Raw genomic sequence first — 18,237 nt, 5'->3', positions numbered from 1 at the left:
GGCGCGACTTCCATGGCGCATGACCCTTTCCAAAGATCGGATCCGAATTTTTGGGCCATGCGCTAGCGCCCGTTGGCGCCTTTCAGGCGCGCCTTGACGACCAGCGGCTGGATGTAGGGTTCGAGCGACTTCAGCGTGCGCTGAAGCGCGCCGCGCATCTCGTCGACGGTCGCCGCGCCCGCCGCCATCATCTCGTGGCGCACCGCCTCGTTGGTCAAAAGGAAATTGACGGCGCCGGCCAGCATGTCGCGGTCGCGCACCAGCTTGGCGCCGCCGCGATCGAGCAGGCGCTGATAGGCTTCGCGGAAATTCTGCACGTTGCGGCCGGCCAGCACCGCCGTGTCGAGCATCGCCGGCTCCAGCGGGTTCTGGCCGCCCTCGGAGGTCAGCGAGCGGCCGACGAAGGCGATCTCGGTCAGCCTTAGATAAAGTCCCATCTCGCCGATCGTGTCGCCGAGCAGGATATCGGTGTCGGACGTGATGCGGTCGCCCTTGCTGCGGCGCGCGACTTTCAGCCCCATGCCGGATATCTGCGCGGCCAGCGCGTCCGCGCGGTCGGGATGGCGGGGCACGACGATGGTCAACAGTCCAGGGTGGCGCTTGTGCAGGGTCGCATGGACTTCCGCCGCGGCGACCTCCTCCCCGTCATGGGTCGAGATCGCCGCCCAGGTCGGGCGCAAGCCGATCTGGCGCTGCAGGATCGCCAGCGCCCGCTCGTCGACCGGCGGCGGGTTGGTGTCCACCTTGAGATTGCCGGAAACGGTCACCGGCCGGGCGCCGAGGACGCGGAACCGCTCGCCGTCGACATCCGACTGGGCAACGACATGGGCAAGATTCTCGAACAGCGCCTCGGCGACGCCGGCGCGCTTCTTCCACGACCGGAAGGAACGGTCCGACAGCCGCCCGTTGACCAGGACCTGCGGCACGTTGCGCGCGCCGAGTTCCAGGATGGTCATCGGCCAGATCTCCGATTCGGCTATGATGGCCAGCTCCGGCAGCCAGTGATCGAGGAAGCGGCTTACCGCGGGCTTGAGGTCGAGCGGCACATATTGGTGGATGATGCGACTGCCAAGCCGCTCGTCGGCGACCTTGGCCGAGGTCACGGTGCCGGTCGTCAGCACGATGTTGACGCCGTAATCGAGAATGCTTTCGACCAGCGGCACGACGGCGATCGTCTCGCCGACGCTCGCGGCGTGGATCCAGATCACCGGTCCTTCCGGACGCGGACGGCCGGCGACGCCGTAGCGCTCGCGGCGGCGAACGCGGTCTTCCTTGCCGCGCGAGGCGCGCCAGGCGACATAGGGTCCGATCAGCGGATAGGCGACGGCCCCGGCGTAACGATAGGCGGTCAGGGCCGCGCGCGCCCAGCGCTCGCTCATTTGTCGCCGTCCACGAGGCGGTAGGCCTCGGCGGTTGCGGCGTTGAGCGAGGCCGTGACCTCCTGGCGCTTGCGCTCCATCTCGGCGTCGTCGGCGTTGGACGGCACGAAGACCGGCTGTCCGACAATAACGGCGGAGCGGCCGAACGGCAGGTTGATGGTGGTCTTGTCCCAGCTCTTTTCCAGCACCTTGCGGCGGCTGGTGGCGATCGCCGAGGGCAGGATCGGGCGCCCGGAAAGCCTGGCCAAAAGCACGATGCCCAGCCCCGCGTCGCGCGGCGTGCCGTGTGGAATGTCGGCGATCATCGCGACATTCTTGCCCGCCACCAGCGCTTTCTTGAGCGCGATCAAGGCTTTGGCGCCGCCTTTGTCGAGATGCCTCGAACTGTCGCGGCCACCCGAGCCGCGCACCGCCTCGATGCCGAATCTGTTCAGCATCAGCGCGTTGAGCTCGGCGTCGGCACTGCGCGAGACCATGGCGACCAGCGGCCGGCCCTTGGGATAATAAGCCGGCGTCAAGAGATGCTGGCCATGCCACAGCGCGATGATGCCCGGTTCGAGATGCGCATAGGCGCCGCCGGCGACCTGCGTCGACCCTTTCACCAGCGGGCTGGTGATGCGAATCAGCCGCACGAACCAGGCGAACAGGCTGGCGATGAAATTCTTGACGAATCGCGACTGGGCGAGCGGCTCTCGGATGCGGCGCCACAGCGTGCGAGTCCCGCCCCGCCCGGCGGCGCGCCCCGTCGCTCCTTTCACCGCTTCATGCTCCATCGATGTCAACCGGCTGCCTTTGTTTCCGGGTCGAGCAACCGGTGCAGGTGAACGACGAAATAGCGCATATGGGCATTGTCGACGCTGGCCTGCGCCTTCGCCTTCCACGCGGCGTGCGCCGATTGATAGTCGGGGTAGATGCCGACGATGTCGAGCGCATCCAGATCACGGAACTCGGTTCCACCCAGCTTTTTCAGCTCGCCGCCGAACACCAGGTGCAAAAGCTGTTTCTTTCCGTCTTCCACGGCCATGCCGATCCTTCGCAGATTCATGAATTTTGTGAAACGTTTAGACCAAAGCCGCCGATTTTGAAACCGTGGGCCGACTCACCCTTGGTCAGCTCCGGCAATGACGCCGGCCAGGACACCCAGCAGTTCGCCGCTGCCGGCGGCGAGCGCGCCATGGTTGATCACCTCGCCGGCATAGCGCGGCGGCTTGCCGGTACGGTCGAGCAAGGCGCCGCCCGCTTCGCGGAGGATAAGGTCGGCGGCGGCGATGTCCCAGTCATGGGCGTTGGGCTTGACGAAGGTCGCGTCGAGCTTGCCGTTGGCGATCATCGCCAGCCGGTAGGCGAGCGAGGGGATGTAAGCGACGCGGCGCATCCGGGCTTGCCAGGAAGCGGGCATGCGGTCGACCAGCGGCTTCGGCCCGCCGATCTCGACCGTATCGCCGAGTTGGCGCACCTGGATGCGCTTGCCGTTGAGGAACGCGCCCTCGCCCGGCAGCGCCCAATAGGTCTCGCGCTTGGCCGGACATTCGAGCACGCCGGCCAGCGAGCGGCCATCCTCGACCACGGCGACGCTGACGCACCAGGAATGCAGGCCATCGAGAAAGCCGCGCGTGCCATCGATAGGGTCGACGACGAAAGTGCGGCGGGCCGACAGCCTGGCATGATCGTCGGCGGTTTCTTCGGACAGCCAGCCATAATTCGGCCGCGCCTCGAGCAGGGTCTCGCGCAGATAGGCGTCGGCCGCATGGTCGGCTTCGCTGACCGGCGAGGTCCCGCCCTTCATCCACACCTGGGGGTTTTGACCGAAATAGCGCATGGCGATGGTGCCCGCCTCCCGGGCGGCGTCGCGCAGCAGAGCAAGGTCTTCGTGCGTCTCGGCTGAGATGACCATGTCAGGCGCCGGCAAGGGTCATCCCCTCGATCAGCAGCGTCGGCGCGGCAGTGCCGAAATTGCGGTCGAGATCGCTCGCCGGCACCATGTTGAGGAACATGGTCTTCAAATTGGAGGCGATCGTCACCTCGGCCACCGGATAGGCAAGCGCGCCGTTCTCGATCCAGAAGCCGGAGGCGCCACGGCTGTATTCGCCGGTCACCATGTCGACGCCCTGGCCGAAGACCTCGGTGACGTAGAAGCCGCGCTGCAGCGAGGCGATCAGCTCCTCCGGCGCGCGATCGCCGGGCTCGATGGCCAGATTGGTCGAGGACGGCGAAACCGAAGAGCCGCTGCGCGAGCCACGGCCGTTGGTGACGAGACCAAGCTCGCGCGCGGCCGATGTCGACAGGAACCAGTGGTTGAGCACGCCTTTGTCGACCATCAACAGCTTGTCGCCCTCGACGCCTTCGCCGTCGAAGGGCCGCGACGCCTGGCCGCGACGCCGCAGCGGCTCGTCGGTGACGGTGATCGCGCTTGAGGCTATCTGCTTTCCCATCATGTCGCGCAGGAAGCTGGTCTTGCGCGCCACCGCGGCGCCGTTGATGGCGCCGGCGAGATGGCCGGCAATGCCGCGCGCAACACGGGGGTCGAACACGACGTCGACCGGGCCGGTCGCCACCTTGCGGGCGCCGAGGCGACGCACGGCGCGTTCGCCGGCCTTGCGGCCGATCTCCTCCGGCGCGTCGAGATCGGCGAAATGCTGGCGCGAGGAGAATTCATAGTCGCGTTCCATCGCCGTGCCTTGGCCTGCAATGACGCTGGTCGAGCGCGAAAAGCGCGACGCGACATATTGGCCGACAAAGCCATGCGAGGTCGCAAGCACGAGGCCGCCAAGGCCGGCGCTGGCGCTGCTGCCGGAGGAATTGGTGACGCCCTTGACGGCAAGGGCCGCCGCTTCCGCTGCCAGCGCCGCCTCCTTGAGCTGATCGGCCGACACCTCAGTCGGATCGAAGAGGTCGAGATCACGCAAATTGCGGGCGAGCAGCGCCGGGTCGGCAAGGCCCTGGAACGGATCCTCGGGGGAGACTCTCGCCATGGCGACGGCGCGCTCGGCAAGCGCCTTCGGGTCGGAGGCGGCGGTGGCCGAGACGCTCGCCACGCGCTGGCCGACGAAGACGCGTAGCGACACGTCCTCGCTTTCCGACGATTCGGTGCCTTCGACTTTGCCCAGCCGCACCGACACGCCGGCCGAACGGCCGCGCACGGCGACCGCGTCGGCGGCGTCCGCCCCGGCGCGCTTGGCCGCCTCGACGAGCGCCGCGACGCGGTCGGTCAGTTTCCCTGCGTCGAGCGTATCGGTCATGCGGTTGGTCCTGTTTGTTCAAGCTGTGCGGGAGGGCAGATGCTACCGCACATCCATGGATACCGGGCCGCCATCTCTGGAAGCCCGCACAATCGTCTTGGATGCTGCTGCACCATCTATTGTTCCACCAGCGCTTGTGCAATGGCGGATGCGGCAATCTCAAGGCAATCGCGCCCTTCGCAGCGCACTGCCCCGCCGCAACCGCATGAACAGTGCGAATTAGCCGGCCACCGGCGCCCAGATCACATCTTCGATCCTGGCGGCGCCGGTTGCCAGCATCACCAGGCGGTCGAAGCCGAGGGCCGAGCCGCTCGCCTGCGGCATGATGGCAAGCGCGGCGAGGAAATCCTCGTCCAGCGGATAGCGCTCGCCATAGATGCGCTCCTTCTCGTCCATCTCGGCGACGAAGCGGCGGCGCTGCTCGGCCGGATCGGTGAGCTCGCCAAACGCATTGGCGAGCTCGACGCCGCAGCAGTAGAGCTCGAAGCGTTCGGCGACGCGCGGGTCCTCCGCGCTCGGCCGGGCAAGGGCCGCCTCGGAGACTGGATAGCCATAGAGGATTGTCGCCCGTCCCTGCCCCAGCGCCGGCTCGACCTTTTCCACCATCACGCGGCTGAACAGGTCGGCCCAATTGTCGTCGGGCGCGGTGCGCAGGCCGGCGCGGACCAGGCCCTGGTGGAGCGCTTCGCGGTCGGTGCTGCCGTCGGCGCCGACGGTCGCCAGCAGGTCGATGCCGGCATGGCGCATGAAAGCTTCCGCCACGCTCAGCCGCTCCGGCTCGGCGAAGGGATCGGCCTCGCGGCCACGGAAACGAAAGCTTTTGGCCCCGGCCTTTTCCGCGGCAAGCGCCAGAAATTCGGCGCAGTCGGCCATCAGGCGCTGATAGGCCTCGCCGACGCGATACCATTCGAGCATGGTGAATTCGGGATGATGCAGCGGCCCACGCTCGCGGTTTCGGTAAACGGAGCCCAGGCTGAAGATGCGCTTCTCGCCGGCGGCAAGCAGCTTCTTGCAGGCGAATTCCGGCGAGGTGTGAAGGTATAACGGCTGGCGCGACGCGTCCGGCGCGATCGCCTCGGTGGCGAAGGCCGCAAGATGCGCCTCGTTGCCGGGCGAAACCTGCAGCGCGGCCGTCGTGACCTCAACGAAATCGCGCTCCGCGAACCAGCCGCGCAGGGCGGCGGCAATAGCGTTGCGCGCCATCAGCCTTGGCCGGCGATCGGCGTGTACATGCGGCCTCCACCAGGGCGAGGCGGCGGTCATGGGCGGTAAAATCGCCGATGAGGCTGGCGGTTCGTCGCAAGATGCGCTACGGCGCACGCGATGGCCGCCGTCGCCGCTTCGTGGGCAAAGACGCTTGCAGGCCGAAAAACTCGATTGGGATTGAATATCGTGGTCAAGGTCATCGCCAGTTCCTTACGCAAAGGCAACGTCGTCGATAAGGACGGCAAGCTCTATGTCATCCTCTTTGCCGAAAACATCCACCCTGGCAAGGGCACGCCGGTGACCCAGCTCGACATGCGCCGCATCGGCGACGGGGTGAAGATCTCGGAGCGCTACCGCACGACCGAGATGGTCGAGCGCGCCTATGTCGAGGAGCGCGAGCACACCTTCCTCTATTCCGACGGCGAAGGCTTCCATTTCATGAACCCGGAAAGCTACGACCAGGTCGTAGCCTCCGAAAGCGTGGTCGGCGACATGGCGCCCTACCTGCAGGAAGGCATGGCGGTGCAGCTGGCGCAGTTCAACGGCGCGCCGATCTCGCTGACGCTGCCGCAGCGCGCCGTCTTCGAGGTGGTCGATACCGAGCCGGTCACCAAGGGCCAGACGGCGTCCTCGTCCTACAAGCCTGCGGTGCTCTCCAACGGCGTGCGCACGGCCGTGCCGCCGCACATCACGACCGGCACGCGCGTGGTGGTGATGACCGCCGACGGCTCCTATGTCGAGCGCGCCAAGGACTGAGGGTACAGCAGTCAACTATCACAGCTCGCCTGCGGCCAGGCGGGCCTATCGTCAGCACGGTTTGTCCGCCGTCTGGGCGTGAGGCCCTGACCCGAAGCGGGATTTGCGGTTGCCGCGACGTGAACGGCAGATCCGCGCCGCGGCGCCGGTGGTTCGACGCACCGCATCTCTCGAACGAAGCCGGAGTGCGCTCAACGCTAGATTGGCCGACCGATCCACCGCACGATTTCATAGGCAGGCATCGGGCGGCGAAAGCCCTTCAGCGTCAGTTCGCCAACAGGAACGGATTCGACCAACGACTCGACAGCTCCGAGGACCCGTTGGCTAACAAGAATCTGGCGCGATTTGGCCTCCTCGCATAAACGGGCGGCATGGTTCGACACAGTGCCGATGACGGCATAGTCCGAGCGCTGATCAAAACCGATGCGCCCGATGGTTGCGTGGCCCCTGGCAATGCCGATCCCAAAGCCAAGCAAATAGTCCCGCTTGCGCCATCGCTCGGAATGCTCGTCAATCGCTTCGCGCATTGCGGCAGCCATCGAGACAGCTCTCTCGCTGTGGTCGGCACATGGCATTGGATCGTTGAAAACCACGACGATACCGTCGCCCACGAACCGCTCGAGCGTCCCCTCGTGACGGACGATTTGTTCGCCGAGACAGGAATGATACTCGGCCAGAACTGTCATGACTTCTTCGGGTTCGGCGGTCTCTGCGAACGCCGTGAAGCCGCGCAAATCGCAAAAGACAACCGTCACCTCGCGGCGGTGGCTCTGCAAGAGCGCATCTCCATTGCCCGCCGCAACGATGAGGTCGGCGACCTGTTCGGGCAGGAACCGCCTGAGCCGCGCCATTCGCTCGAGCTCCGTCACCTGGCCGGCGAGGGTTTCCTCGAGCGAGCGGTTCCAGTCGGAAAGTTGCGCGGCTTGGTCCTCAAGGCGCTTAGCTTGGCTCGCGACAGTGTCGTGAAGCGCCTTCTGGCGCAACATCGAGCGCACCCGCGCCAGCAGCGCCCTGTGCTCGAAGGGCTTTGTCAGGTAGTCGTCGCCACCGGCGTCCAGCCCCTCGACCACGTCGCGCGTGTCGGCTTTCGCGGTGACCAGAATGACGGGGATCGATCGCAGCGATTGATCCTGCTTGAGCATGCGGACCACACTGATGCCGTCGAGCTTCGGCATCATGATGTCGAGCAGGATCAGATCCGGCGTGAGTTCGCGGGCTTTCGCAAACCCCTCTTCACCATCGGCGGCGGTTACAACTTCATAGCCATTCGCCTCGAGACGCATGCGCAGGATCTCGAGGTTTTCCGGAGTATCGTCAACCGCGAGAATGCGAGGCGGATCGTGCAAGGTGTTGCCTCCCTCAAGAAAGGAAACCGCGAATCTCGGAAAGCAGCTGGCGTGGACTGAATGGCTTGGCAATGTAACCATCGCACCCAGCAGCAAGGGCTTTCGCCTTGTCGCCCGACAACGCGTAGGAGGTGACGGCGATAATCGGAATGTGCCGGAGCGCCGGGTCGGCCTTGATGCGGCGGGCCGCTTCATACCCGTCGATCACCGGGAGCTGAATGTCCATAAGGATCAGGTCTGGCCTGTGTGCTGCGGCTGCAGCGATGCCGGCGGCACCGTCCGCCGCCTCGATCAGTTCGTACTCGGTGGTGGCAATGAGATCGCGGATGATTTGGCGGTTGTCCTCGGTGTCTTCGACCATCAGGATTCGTTTGCTCATGCGGCCCTCACGTCCTCATTCATCCTGATCGGGACCTTCAGACGGAATGTCGACCCTGACCCGATCACGGACTCGACGTCTAAGGTTCCGCCATGCATTTCGGCGATGCGCTTCGAGATCGCCAGGCCAAGACCTGTGCCACCTTTCTGCCTGGTGCTGCTGTTGTCGACTTGCTGGAATTCTTCGAAGATGAGAGCCTGGTCTTTGGACGCAATGCCGGGACCGGTGTCTCGGACGGTGATCTCGAAGTTCCCACCGACCGCATCGGCAAGAATGTCGACTGCACCTGTTTCGGTGAACTTGACGGCATTGCCTGCGAGATTGAGCAGAATCTGCGTCAAACGGCGTTCGTCCCCACGGCCGATTGGAAGGTTCTCGGCAACAGTCGCTGAAAGCTCAAGACCCTTCGCCCGTGCCAGCGGCTCGACCGCCGTAAGGGTCGATCGGACAATCTGCGCGACGGAGTAGTCCTCGATCGCCAGCGTGAGCTGGCCGGCTTCGATCTTGGACAGGTCGAGCACGTCGTTGATGAGCCCGAGGAGGTGACGGCCGTTTGCCTGCACACGCGCGACGGTCGCCTTTGCCTTGTCCGGGAGTTCGCCATAGATGCCGTCGACCAGCAGTTCTGTGAAGCCCAGAACTGAATTGAGCGGTGTCCTGAGTTCGTGGCTCATATTCGCCAGGAACTGGGACTTGTGGCGGCTGGCTGCTTCCAGCTCCTCGCCTTTCTCCTCGATCTCGCGGAACAGCTTGGCATTCTGGATCGCGACCACCGATTGGGCTGCGAAGGTCTCCAACAGGTGAACAACTTGCTCATCGAAGGCGCCTGGCTTGTGGCGCCTGACGACCAATGCACCGACGATCTTGTTGGGCCTCAGCAGCGGAACGATCAGGATGCCGCGATATCCGGCGTCGAGGATCGTCTTTCTCACAAGGAAGGATGAGGTTTCCTTGCCGAGGTCGGGAAACTGCACCGGCATGCACCGTCCGGGCGCGTCGCCAATACCCATATCGGCCAGCCCGATCGTCTGCTGCGAGACTGCGGCGATAAGCTCATCGCTCATCCCAAAGTTTGCGCGAGGGCGGAATTGCTGCCGCGTGCTGCTGAACACATAGATCGTGCCAGCATCCGTCGCCGACAACTGGACCGCCTTGGCAACGATCGTCTTCAGCACCGTGTCGAGATCCAGCGTCGAATTGACCGCCTTGCTCACTTCGCCGAGCGCCTCGAGCTCACCAACCGACGCCGCAAGCTCGCGCGTCCGTGCCTGCACCGCCTCGAAGAGCCGCGCATTTTCGATGGCGATCACGGCCTGGTCGGCGAATGTCTCGACGAGCGCGATCTCCTTGGGACTGAACGGTTGCGGTTCAGCCCTCGTCATGACGAATACGCCAATGAGATCACCTTCCCGCAACAGCGGGGCAGCGAGGACGGTGCGGAATCCGCCTGCCTCAGCGATCAAGGCGACGCGGTAGTCCGGATCAGCGGTCACGTCTTCGATTTGCACGATCCGCCGTTCTTCGATTACGCGCCCTACGGCGGAGCCTCGCCCAGCGGCAAGCGCTGGAAGTGGATTGGCGTCGACATAGGCACGGAAACTGGGCGGGTAGCCAAGCGTCGACACATAGCGGAATACGCCATCAAGCAACTGCACGATGCCACCCTTGTCGGCGCGACAGAGCCTGACAGCCGATTCCACCAACGTATCGAGCACCACCTGTAAATCGAAGGTAGAGCGGCTGATGACCTTCAGAACGTCTGCAGTGGCTGTCTGCTGCTGAAGGGCTTCGTCGAGCTGCTGCGTGCGTGTCTCAATCTCCTGATACAGGCGGCCCAGCTGGTCGGAGGTCTGGTTGACGTTAGCAGCGAGCACTCCAAGTTCGTCGCGATTGGCGACGGCAACCCGTTGGGCGAAGTCGCCGGCCGCTATCTGGCTGAGACGCGTCTCGATCTTCTTGACCGGTTCGATCAACGACCAGGAGATGATGTAACCGAGCCCCAACGCCAGCAGGATACTGCCCACGGCAAACGAAACCACGATCAGTCTGGACGTGCCGTACGCACCCTCGGTCGTTTCGATGGCCGCCACCATGTCGGCTTCGGCCATGTTGACCAGCTGGTTTGTCAGCCGCTCGAGGCGATCAGCCGACGGTATGATTTCATCAAGCTGAACCTTGCGCGCCTCCTCGGTACGGCCCGCGCGGACAAGCTCTGCCACGTGCGTCACCCCGGCCGTCAGTTTTTCGTACTCTTGCCTGACCTGGCCAAGCACTTCCACCTCGGCTTTGGCGACGAACTCCATGCGCTCGAGGTCGTAGCCGAACTGATTGAGCTGGCGCAGCGCCGTATCCAGCATCCGGTTATCCTGTAGCAACAGGGCGGTGGAGATACCGTAGAGCTTGGTGGTCGTATCGTGCTGTACTTGGCGGTAGGCCGCGATCCTGCGCTGCAGCTTGATCAGCTCGTTGGTCTGATCGTTGACCCCACTCAGCACCTGCAACCCGACGGCACCGAGCACGATCAGGAGGCCGACGATCGACAGGAACGCGATCAAGAGCTTGGTCTGGACGCGCGCCGGCAGCCGGGCAACCCAGCCAACGAGCCAGTTCGTTATGCTATTTGGTTTCGTCCAAGAGGCCGAGAAGGTCACCCCGGAACTCCTCCAAGTCGAACCGGACGCCAAGATATTGTACTCGCAAGATGCCATTCGGGTCTACGAGCGAGGTCAACAAGGTATGGTCGACATCACCGTTCGCCGCCTGCTTCGCGAAGACCCCATATTTCCGTCCAACCTCATGGACAATCGCCGGATCGCCGGTAAGAAACGACCAGCCCTTCAGATCGGCGCCAAAATTCTGCGCATATTGCTTCAAAACATCGGACGTATCGCGCTCCGGGTCGACGGTGATCGAAATGAAGGCGATCTTGGGTCCGAACGCACTGCCCAACTTTTCCTGCACGCTGGCCATCTGGGCGGTCAGCATGGGACAGACGTCGGTACAGTGCGTATAGATGAATGCAATGGCGATCACCTTGCCGCGAAAGTCGTGCAGCGAGACGCGCTCCCGGTCCTGCGACGTCAGCGTAAAGTCTGGAGCCGGTCCGATTGCCAGCAATCGCTCATCGTGCTGCGCATCATGCGCCTGCGCTGGCCCGGCCATCAGCGCCAGCAGCAAGATACGGGCTGCCAACCCGCTCACGTCTTGAGCTCACGCTTCAGCTGCTCCAGGAATCGCCAGTCTGTTCCCTCGGCGATGATCTGCTGTGGGCTCGACTTGATCATGCCCGTCTCCTGCATGCGCAGCGCGTAGAAGCGCATCGAGGCTTCGGCATCGTAGTCCCGCCATACGCCGTATCGCGTGTCGCTCAGCGTTTGCAGCGCGATTTCGTAGCTGGGGACGAAACCTCGATCGACCATTTGCGCTGCACTCCATGCGGGATCCGAAATGCATAGGTCGGCGCCCTTGAGGATGGCCCTGAGCACGCGCTTGGTCGCCACTGGGTATCTGTTCACGTAGTCCGCAGCGGCCGAGGTCATGCAGCAGAAGTGCTGCGACCAAGGGCGATCGAGGGTCGTGTTGAGGATCGTGTGGCCGATTTTCTTGGCGCGCAGTTGCTGCGTCTCCGGAGGCGTGAAGAGATATGCATCGAACTTTCCGTCGGCGAAGGCTTCCACCGGCTTGCTTTCCTCGACCCATTCGATGTCGTTGACGGGATCCAGGCCAATATAGGCGGCCATCAGGGCGACCAGCACGCGCGACGGCGCATGGATGTCATGCATGCCTACCCGTTTGCCCTTGAGGTCCGGGATGCCTTGGATGCTGTCGTTGGCGATCAGCTCGAGGCACCCGGAATGCAGACCGCCAAGCACCCTGATTGGCACGCCCGCGTCGATCGACGCGACATGGACCGGCGCGTAGTTCATGCTGAAATCCGTGTCGCCGCGCGCAATCCACACCGCCTGATCGACTTTTTCGTCGCCCTGCACGTAGCGGACGTCGGTGAAGCCCTCCGCTTTGAGGAACTCTCCGGCCAGGTACATGCCTGCCCAGCAGTAGGCACCATCGATCCACCGCGGCAAGCGAACGGAGGTCGTTTCAGGGAGTGCCTCGGCCCAAGCGTCAGTCGTTGTGCCGATGAGAGCTGAAGCGCCTGCTGCCGCAGCTCCGGCCATGAAGTGGCGACGGTTCTGGATGATTTGCATGGGGTTCTCCCTCGCGTGGTAAATGGGCACGCGGCTGGCCGCCTAGTCAGGTCTTCAGCTCGTGCTTCAGTTCGTTGAAGAAACGCCAGTCGGTGCCTTGGGCCAACAGCTTCTGGGGGGTGCTCTTCAGCATCCCGACCTCGTGGAGACGCAGGGCGTAGAAGCGCAGGGTGTCCTCAGCGCTATACTCACGCCAACCGTAGGGGATCGCCTTCATGACCTGGAGGGCATGGCCATAGCGCTTAGTATAACCCTGCTGCACCAAGAACTGGGCGGACTGCTCGGGCTCGCTGGCGCAGAAATCCGCCGCTTTCAAGATGGCGCGGAGGGCGCGTTTGGTGGCCACCGGATGCGTACGGACGAACTCCCGCTCCCCAGCCAACATACAACAGAAGTATTGCGACCAGGGCCGGTCCACGGTGCTGCTGATCACCACATGGCCGATCTGCTGCTCCCGCATCTCCTGCGGTTCGGGGGGAAAGCCCAAATAGGCATCGATCTTCCCCTCACTCAGGAGCCGGATGGACTCGGGTCCCGGATGCATGACGAAGTGTATGTCCTTATGGAGGTCCAGGCCGACATACGCCGTCATAGTGGCGAGAAAGACGTATCGGCTGGAATCTAGCGCTGGCACGGCCACGGTCTTCCCCTTGAGATCGCGGATCGACTGGATGCGATCGGTCCCGAACAGTTCAAAGCAGCCGACGTGGAGGCCTGCCAGGATGACGATGGGATCCCCCGCCTCCAGGCGGAGAAGGAGCGGGGCGGCGAAATGCGCACTGAGGTCGGCTTCACCGGAGGCGAGGGCCGGCGCGATGTCTGCCGTCCCCTCTCTTTGGAGGTAGTGCACCTCGGTGAACCCTTCGCTGCGCAACAGTTCTTCGGCTACATACTGAGGGGCCTGACAGATGCTGGGAACCCGGACGAGCCGGATCCGCGTCGTCTCAGGCGGTGGCTCCGCAGCGGCGCGCCTGGGGTGCCAGCCCAGAAGCCCCGCTGCCCCCGCCAGCGTAATCCCACGCAGGAACCTCCGTCGGCTGAACCGTCCGGGATATACGGTATGCATGGGAACCTCCTTTCCAGATGGTGGCCAGTGCGACACTGAGAACACTGACCCGTGGATGCTGTGTTGTGCACAGTCGGCCGTACCTGCATGGCGGGCTCTGGGCTTGCCGCTTGCTCACATCTTCAGCTCTCGCTCCAGCGGCGGTTCCGCATGGAGTGACCTCGGAAGGACGACGACACCGGCAGCGCCTGCCAGGGCAGCACCGGCTAGGAATCGTCGGCGGGTTTGCGTGATCTGCTGCATCGGAACGCTCCCATTCCGAATTGCGAAGGGCAATTCTGGCCGGAACCGAGCAAAAGAGGTTTCGACAGAGGCAGGTGGTCTTGTGGGCGCGACGAGTGGTGTGGATGCTAGCGCCCAGTCCGGTGCGGGAGTCTTGCGCTCTCAGTCGCCGGCTCATTTATTAGCAACCGACGATATGTCACGATACGCCCAATTTGCGTCGGCTGCGAGCCCAAAACTTGCTCGCGCCTCTTGCCCCAGAACCGCTGCCCATTTTTGGGCGACATGCATTTGTTAGCGACACCGTCAGGCCGCCATTTCCACCGGAAGGCCAGCGGCTTTCCATTCCGGCATGCCGTCCTCGAGGCGGCGCACGGAATGGCCAAGCGAGCGCAGCGCGGCCACCGCCTCGAAGGACATCACGCACCATGGGCCGCGGCAGTAGGCGACGATTTCCCGTCCGGGGTCGGCACCCTGGGACCAGGCCTTGACTTCTCCGAGGGGAACATTGACCGCGCCGGGCACGTGGCCAAGCGCGAACTCGTCCGGCGGGCGCACGTCGATCAGCGTCACCAGCCCGTCGCGCATCAGCGTCTGAAGCTCGCCGCGCGTGACCGGCTGTATGTCGTCACGTGCCTCGAAACAGTCGCGCACAATGCGATCGACCTCAGCAAGCTGCCGCTCGGCAATGCCGCGCACCGCAGCAAAGGCCGACAGCACGCTCGCATCGCTCAGCGAATAGCGCACGTATTTGCCGTCGCGTTCGGCCGAGACGATGCCGGCGCGGCGCAGCGCCTGCAGATGCTGGGAGATGTTGGCGATCGGCTGGCCGAGCTTCGCAGCAAGCGCTTCGACGCTGCGCGAGCCTTGCGCCAAATGCTCGATCAGTTCCAGGCGCAGCGGATTGCCGAGCGCCTTGGCGACGATCGCGAACTGTTCGTACAGCGCCAGCTTCGGATTGCGGATTGACATCGACCTTTCTGCGACCCATCGTCATTCAATGTAATTATTGAATGATGGTTTCGACCTGCCGTCAAGCCAAGCGACCCGCAATTGCCCTTTGGAGAAAAGCGATGATTCTCAGGCAGTTCCTGCATACCGACCCGGTCGCCGCCTCCTATTTGTTCGGCTGCGGCGGCAAGGCGTCTGCTGCCGTCGTCGATCCGGTCGGCGAGATCGCGCCTTATGTCGAGGCGGCGCGCGCGACAGGCATGCGCATCCTCTATGTCGTCGACACGCATATCCACGCCGACCATATCTCGGCAGGCCGTGCGCTCGCCGAAGCGACGGGCGCCGAATACGTGCTGTTCGAAGGCGCCGAGGCGGGCTTCCCGTTCCGCCACGTGAAGGACGGCGAGGTGCTGGAGCTCGGCAATGTGACGGCGACCGTGATGCACACGCCCGGCCACACGCCGGAGCATCTGAGCCTTTTAGTCACCGACCGAACGCGGTCGACCGAGCCCTGGTTCGTGCTCACCGGTCACACGCTGATGGTTGGCGATCTCGGTCGCACCGAGCTTGCTTCGAGCGCCGAGGACGGAGCCCGCGCGCTCTATGCCAGCGTGCGCCGGCTGAAGGAATTGCCCGATCACATCGAGGTGCTGCCGGGCGCCTATTCCGGCTCGGTGTGCGGCCGCTCGCTCAGCGGCAAGCCGACATCGACCATCGGCTTTGAGCGGCGCTTCAACAAGGCCTTCCGCATCGAGGACGTCGACCAGTTCATCGCCGCCATGACCGCCGACATCCCTCCCCCGCCGCCGGACGCGGCCCGGACCCGCGCCGCCAACGCCGGATCGCGATCGTGAGCGCAACGGCGCCTGCCGTCGCGCTCGGCCTCAAGGCCAACTGGAAACAGTTCGCGCTGCTGGTGCTGATCAACGCCTTTGTCGGCGGCATGGTCGGCATCGAGCGAACCGTCGTGCCGCTGATCGGCGCGGAGGAATTCCACGTTGCTTCCACGACGCTCGTCACCTCGTTCATCGTGAGCTTCGGCGTGGTTAAGGCCTGCGCCAATCTCGTCTCCGGCCAGCTTGCCGACACATGGGGTCGCAAGCGCGTGCTGATCCTCGGCTGGCTGTTCGGCCTCCCGGTGCCCTTCATGATCATCTGGGCGCCGAGTTGGGGGTGGATCATTGCCGCCAACGCGCTGCTCGGCATCAACCAGGGACTTGCCTGGTCGATGACCGTCATCATGAAGGTCGATCTGGTCGGGCCGAAATCGCGCGGGCTCGCCGTCGGCCTCAACGAGTTCGCCGGCTACCTCGCCGTCGGCGTCACCGCATTTCTGACCGGCTATCTGGCCAGCCGCTACGGGCTGCGCCCGGTCCCGATCTATCTCGGCATCGGCTATGCGATCCTGGGTGCCGCGCTGTCGATCCTTCTGGTGCGCGACACGCGCGAGCATGTGCGGCTGGAACTGGCCAACCATCAGAAAGCTGTCTCCCCGCTCGGCTTTCGCGAGATCTTCATGCTGACCTCTTTCCGGGACCGCAATTTGTTCGCGGCCTCGCAGGCGGGCCTGGTCAACAATCTCAACGACGGCATGAGCTGGGGGCTTTTTCCGCTCTTCTTCGTCGCCAACGGGCTCGGCGTCGAGCGCATCGGCATCCTCAAGGCGGTCTATCCCGCCGTCTGGGGCGTCTTACAGGTCGCAACCGGGCCATTGAGCGACCGTTGGGGCCGCAAGGGCCTGATCGTCGCCGGCATGTGGGTGCAGGCTGCCGGCCTTCTTCTCACCGCCATGACGCGCGACTTCGGCTGGTGGCTGCTGGCGAGCCTCCTGCTCGGCCTTGGCACGGCGATGGTCTATCCAAGCCTGATCGCGGCGGTATCGGACGCATCGCATCCGTCATGGCGGGCGCGCTCACTCAGCGTCTATCGCTTCTGGCGCGATCTCGGCTACGCAATCGGAGCGCTGTCGGCGGGCCTCATCGCCGACTTCTTCGGCTTCGTCGCGGCGATCGCGGCGATCGCGGCGCTGACCTTCCTCTCGGGCGCAATCGTGGCGGTGGCGATGGGAGAGACCAGCCGCTGACCCGGCACCGAGCTCCAGCCCGACAGCGCCGCGTTTACGATATCCGAAGCTTCATGCTGCTAGAGACGCGCCTGTCCGGTACTATGGCGCTGGGTGCCTTTGCGGGGTCTTTCATGAACATTTCGACGCGCATGCCGTGGGTGGACACGGCAAAAGGTCTTTCGATCATCCTGGTGGTGATGATGTATTCCGCCTACAACACCGGCGAATATACCGGCGGCATCGGCTTCCTGCATTATGTCATCGGCTTCGCGACCCCGTTCCGGATGCCGGAATTCTTCCTGATCTCGGGGCTGTTCCTGTCGCAGGTGATCGACCGGCCTTGGCGGCGCTATATCGACCGGCGCGTCGTCCACTACCTCTATTTCTATGTCCTGTGGGCGGTCATCTCGATCGGGCTGAAGATCGGCATCTTCAGCCGCGATCCCGCCGGCATGCTGCACGACCTCGCCGTGGCTGTCGTCCAGCCCTATGGCGTGCTGTGGTTCATCTACATGCTGGCCGTGTTCGGCCTCGTGGCGCGCATCCTGCGCGAGCTAGGCGTGCCGCACTGGATCGTCATCTCGGCTGCCGCCGCGCTGCAGATGTGGGCACCGCATTCGGACAGCTATGCGCTCACGCAATTCGCCGCCTATTTCGTGTTCTTCTATCTCGGCTTCGTCATGGCGCCGCTGGTGTTCCGGCTGGTCGCGTGGACGCAAGCTCGTCCGGCGATCGCCGCTGCCGGGCTGATCGTGTGGGCCATCGTCAACGGCCTGCTCGTCTACTCGCCGGGCTACGCCGTCGAGCCGGTCGGCATGCAGATGGGCCTGGCGGCATGGCCGCCGCTGCATCTTACGCTGGCCGTCGCCGGCGCGGTGGCGCTCTGCGTCGCCGGCGGCTTCCTGTCGAAATCCGCCGCGATGGAATGGCTGCGCTGGCTCGGCGAGCATTCGCTGGTCGTCTATGTCGCCTTCACCATCCCGATGTCGATCTTCCGCGGGATCATGCTGGCAAGCGGCCTTCTGACCGATACCGGCATGCTCAGCCTCGCGGTGCTGCTCGTCTCGGTCATCAGCCCGGTCATTCTCTACTTCATCGTCAAGCGCAGCGGCTTCGGAACCTTCCTGTTCGAGCGACCGGCCTGGGCGCATGTCGACAGACCGACTGCCGGCCAGATCTCAAACAAGGGCGTTGCCCGGCCGGCGCGCGAGGCGGCTTGATGCAGAAGCGCGCCTAGCTCGCGATCATCATCGCCTGTAGCTGCTTCCGGTCCTCTTGGGACCATTGGCTCGGGTCTTCACCATGCGCGGACCTGGCATGAAGCTCAACGTGCTTCATTACCTCTTCCGCGCTTTCTGCCGTGAAGCTCCCGGGACAGGCTTCCATTCCCGGATAGTCCTTGCACCGATACGTATACGCCATC

The 18,237-nt window shown here is 64.2% G+C and carries 18 protein-coding genes; 4 read left to right on the top strand and 14 right to left on the bottom strand.

Features of this window, described 5'->3' with window-relative positions; genetic code table 11:
• Window positions 1-62: 62 nt before the first annotated feature.
• The 6 genes from waaA to epmA form a co-directional block, all read right to left on the bottom strand.
• Window positions 63-1,379 (bottom strand): lipid IV(A) 3-deoxy-D-manno-octulosonic acid transferase, encoded by a 1,317-nt coding sequence (gene waaA / locus EOD29_RS12780; RefSeq protein ID WP_095824794.1) that lies wholly within the window; start codon window positions 1,377-1,379, stop codon window positions 63-65.
• Complete coding sequence (locus tag EOD29_RS12775) at window positions 1,376-2,152, bottom strand: lysophospholipid acyltransferase family protein (RefSeq protein ID WP_095831408.1); 777 nt, start codon at window positions 2,150-2,152, stop codon at window positions 1,376-1,378. Before EOD29_RS12775 ends, waaA begins: the two co-directional genes overlap by 4 nt.
• A gap of 5 nt (window positions 2,153-2,157) precedes the next feature.
• Complete coding sequence (locus tag EOD29_RS12770) at window positions 2,158-2,403, bottom strand: DUF4170 domain-containing protein (protein WP_040973997.1); 246 nt, start codon at window positions 2,401-2,403, stop codon at window positions 2,158-2,160.
• A gap of 75 nt (window positions 2,404-2,478) precedes the next feature.
• The gene (locus tag EOD29_RS12765; RefSeq protein ID WP_095824796.1) at window positions 2,479-3,273 is read right to left on the bottom strand and encodes a 3'(2'),5'-bisphosphate nucleotidase CysQ; all 795 of its coding nucleotides are present in this window, start codon (window positions 3,271-3,273) and stop codon (window positions 2,479-2,481) included.
• A gap of 1 nt (window position 3,274) precedes the next feature.
• Window positions 3,275-4,618 carry a TldD/PmbA family protein gene (locus EOD29_RS12760; protein ID WP_127246884.1) on the bottom strand — a complete coding sequence of 448 codons (1,344 nt, stop codon included), beginning with the start codon at window positions 4,616-4,618 and terminating at the stop codon, window positions 3,275-3,277.
• A gap of 219 nt (window positions 4,619-4,837) precedes the next feature.
• Window positions 4,838-5,881 (bottom strand): EF-P lysine aminoacylase EpmA, encoded by a 1,044-nt coding sequence (gene epmA / locus EOD29_RS12755; protein WP_127246883.1) that lies wholly within the window; start codon window positions 5,879-5,881, stop codon window positions 4,838-4,840.
• A 129-nt stretch (window positions 5,882-6,010) separates the two neighbouring features.
• Between epmA and efp the strand changes: the two genes are divergently transcribed.
• Window positions 6,011-6,580 (top strand): elongation factor P, encoded by a 570-nt coding sequence (gene efp, locus EOD29_RS12750; protein ID WP_067000944.1) that lies wholly within the window; start codon window positions 6,011-6,013, stop codon window positions 6,578-6,580.
• A 197-nt stretch (window positions 6,581-6,777) separates the two neighbouring features.
• Here the strand turns inward: efp and EOD29_RS12745 are convergent, their stop codons facing one another.
• The 7 genes from EOD29_RS12745 to EOD29_RS12710 form a co-directional block, all read right to left on the bottom strand.
• Window positions 6,778-7,926, bottom strand: a complete 1,149-nt coding sequence (locus tag EOD29_RS12745; protein WP_127246882.1) for a response regulator — start codon at window positions 7,924-7,926, stop codon at window positions 6,778-6,780.
• Window positions 7,927-7,939: 13 nt separating this feature from the next.
• On the bottom strand, window positions 7,940-8,305 hold the full coding sequence (locus EOD29_RS12740) for a response regulator (RefSeq protein ID WP_095783172.1): 366 nt from the start codon (window positions 8,303-8,305) through the stop codon (window positions 7,940-7,942).
• Entirely contained in the window at window positions 8,302-10,956 is a 2,655-nt protein-coding gene (locus EOD29_RS12735; protein WP_164763750.1) for a GAF domain-containing protein, read from the bottom strand. Before EOD29_RS12735 ends, EOD29_RS12740 begins: the two co-directional genes overlap by 4 nt.
• The gene (locus EOD29_RS12730; RefSeq protein WP_127246880.1) at window positions 10,922-11,482 is read right to left on the bottom strand and encodes an SCO family protein; all 561 of its coding nucleotides are present in this window, start codon (window positions 11,480-11,482) and stop codon (window positions 10,922-10,924) included. The genes EOD29_RS12735 and EOD29_RS12730 overlap by 35 nt, the downstream gene beginning before the upstream one ends.
• 20 nt (window positions 11,483-11,502) lie before the next feature.
• A complete protein-coding gene (locus EOD29_RS12725; RefSeq protein WP_127240481.1) occupies window positions 11,503-12,510 on the bottom strand; it encodes an ABC transporter substrate-binding protein in 1,008 nt (335 codons plus the stop codon).
• 46 nt (window positions 12,511-12,556) lie between these two features.
• Entirely contained in the window at window positions 12,557-13,576 is a 1,020-nt protein-coding gene (locus EOD29_RS12720) for an ABC transporter substrate-binding protein (RefSeq protein WP_127246879.1), read from the bottom strand.
• Window positions 13,577-14,104: 528 nt separating this feature from the next.
• Window positions 14,105-14,770: a metalloregulator ArsR/SmtB family transcription factor gene (locus tag EOD29_RS12710; protein WP_127246878.1), complete on the bottom strand. Its 666-nt coding sequence runs from the start codon at window positions 14,768-14,770 to the stop codon at window positions 14,105-14,107.
• A 101-nt stretch (window positions 14,771-14,871) separates the two neighbouring features.
• On the opposite strand from EOD29_RS12710, the gene EOD29_RS12705 reads away from it, so the two are divergent.
• From EOD29_RS12705 to EOD29_RS12695, 3 genes are all read left to right on the top strand, one after another.
• On the top strand, window positions 14,872-15,603 hold the full coding sequence (locus tag EOD29_RS12705; protein ID WP_095801194.1) for an MBL fold metallo-hydrolase: 732 nt from the start codon (window positions 14,872-14,874) through the stop codon (window positions 15,601-15,603).
• A complete protein-coding gene (locus tag EOD29_RS12700; protein WP_127246877.1) occupies window positions 15,591-16,832 on the top strand; it encodes an MFS transporter in 1,242 nt (413 codons plus the stop codon). Before EOD29_RS12705 ends, EOD29_RS12700 begins: the two co-directional genes overlap by 13 nt.
• A 113-nt stretch (window positions 16,833-16,945) precedes the next feature.
• Window positions 16,946-18,034 carry an acyltransferase family protein gene (locus EOD29_RS12695; protein WP_127246876.1) on the top strand — a complete coding sequence of 363 codons (1,089 nt, stop codon included), beginning with the start codon at window positions 16,946-16,948 and terminating at the stop codon, window positions 18,032-18,034.
• Between the two features lie 13 nt (window positions 18,035-18,047).
• On the opposite strand, the gene EOD29_RS12690 is transcribed toward EOD29_RS12695, so the two are convergent.
• Window positions 18,048-18,236 (bottom strand): DUF1059 domain-containing protein, encoded by a 189-nt coding sequence (locus tag EOD29_RS12690; protein WP_067330162.1) that lies wholly within the window; start codon window positions 18,234-18,236, stop codon window positions 18,048-18,050.
• Window position 18,237 lies beyond the last annotated feature (1 nt).

Source organism: Mesorhizobium sp. M1A.T.Ca.IN.004.03.1.1, assembly GCF_003997555.1.
In the GTDB taxonomy this organism is placed as follows: Bacteria; Pseudomonadota; Alphaproteobacteria; order Rhizobiales; family Rhizobiaceae; genus Mesorhizobium.
The sequence above is the reverse complement of the archived record's forward strand: the minus strand, read 5'-3'. Positions and strand labels throughout refer to the sequence as shown.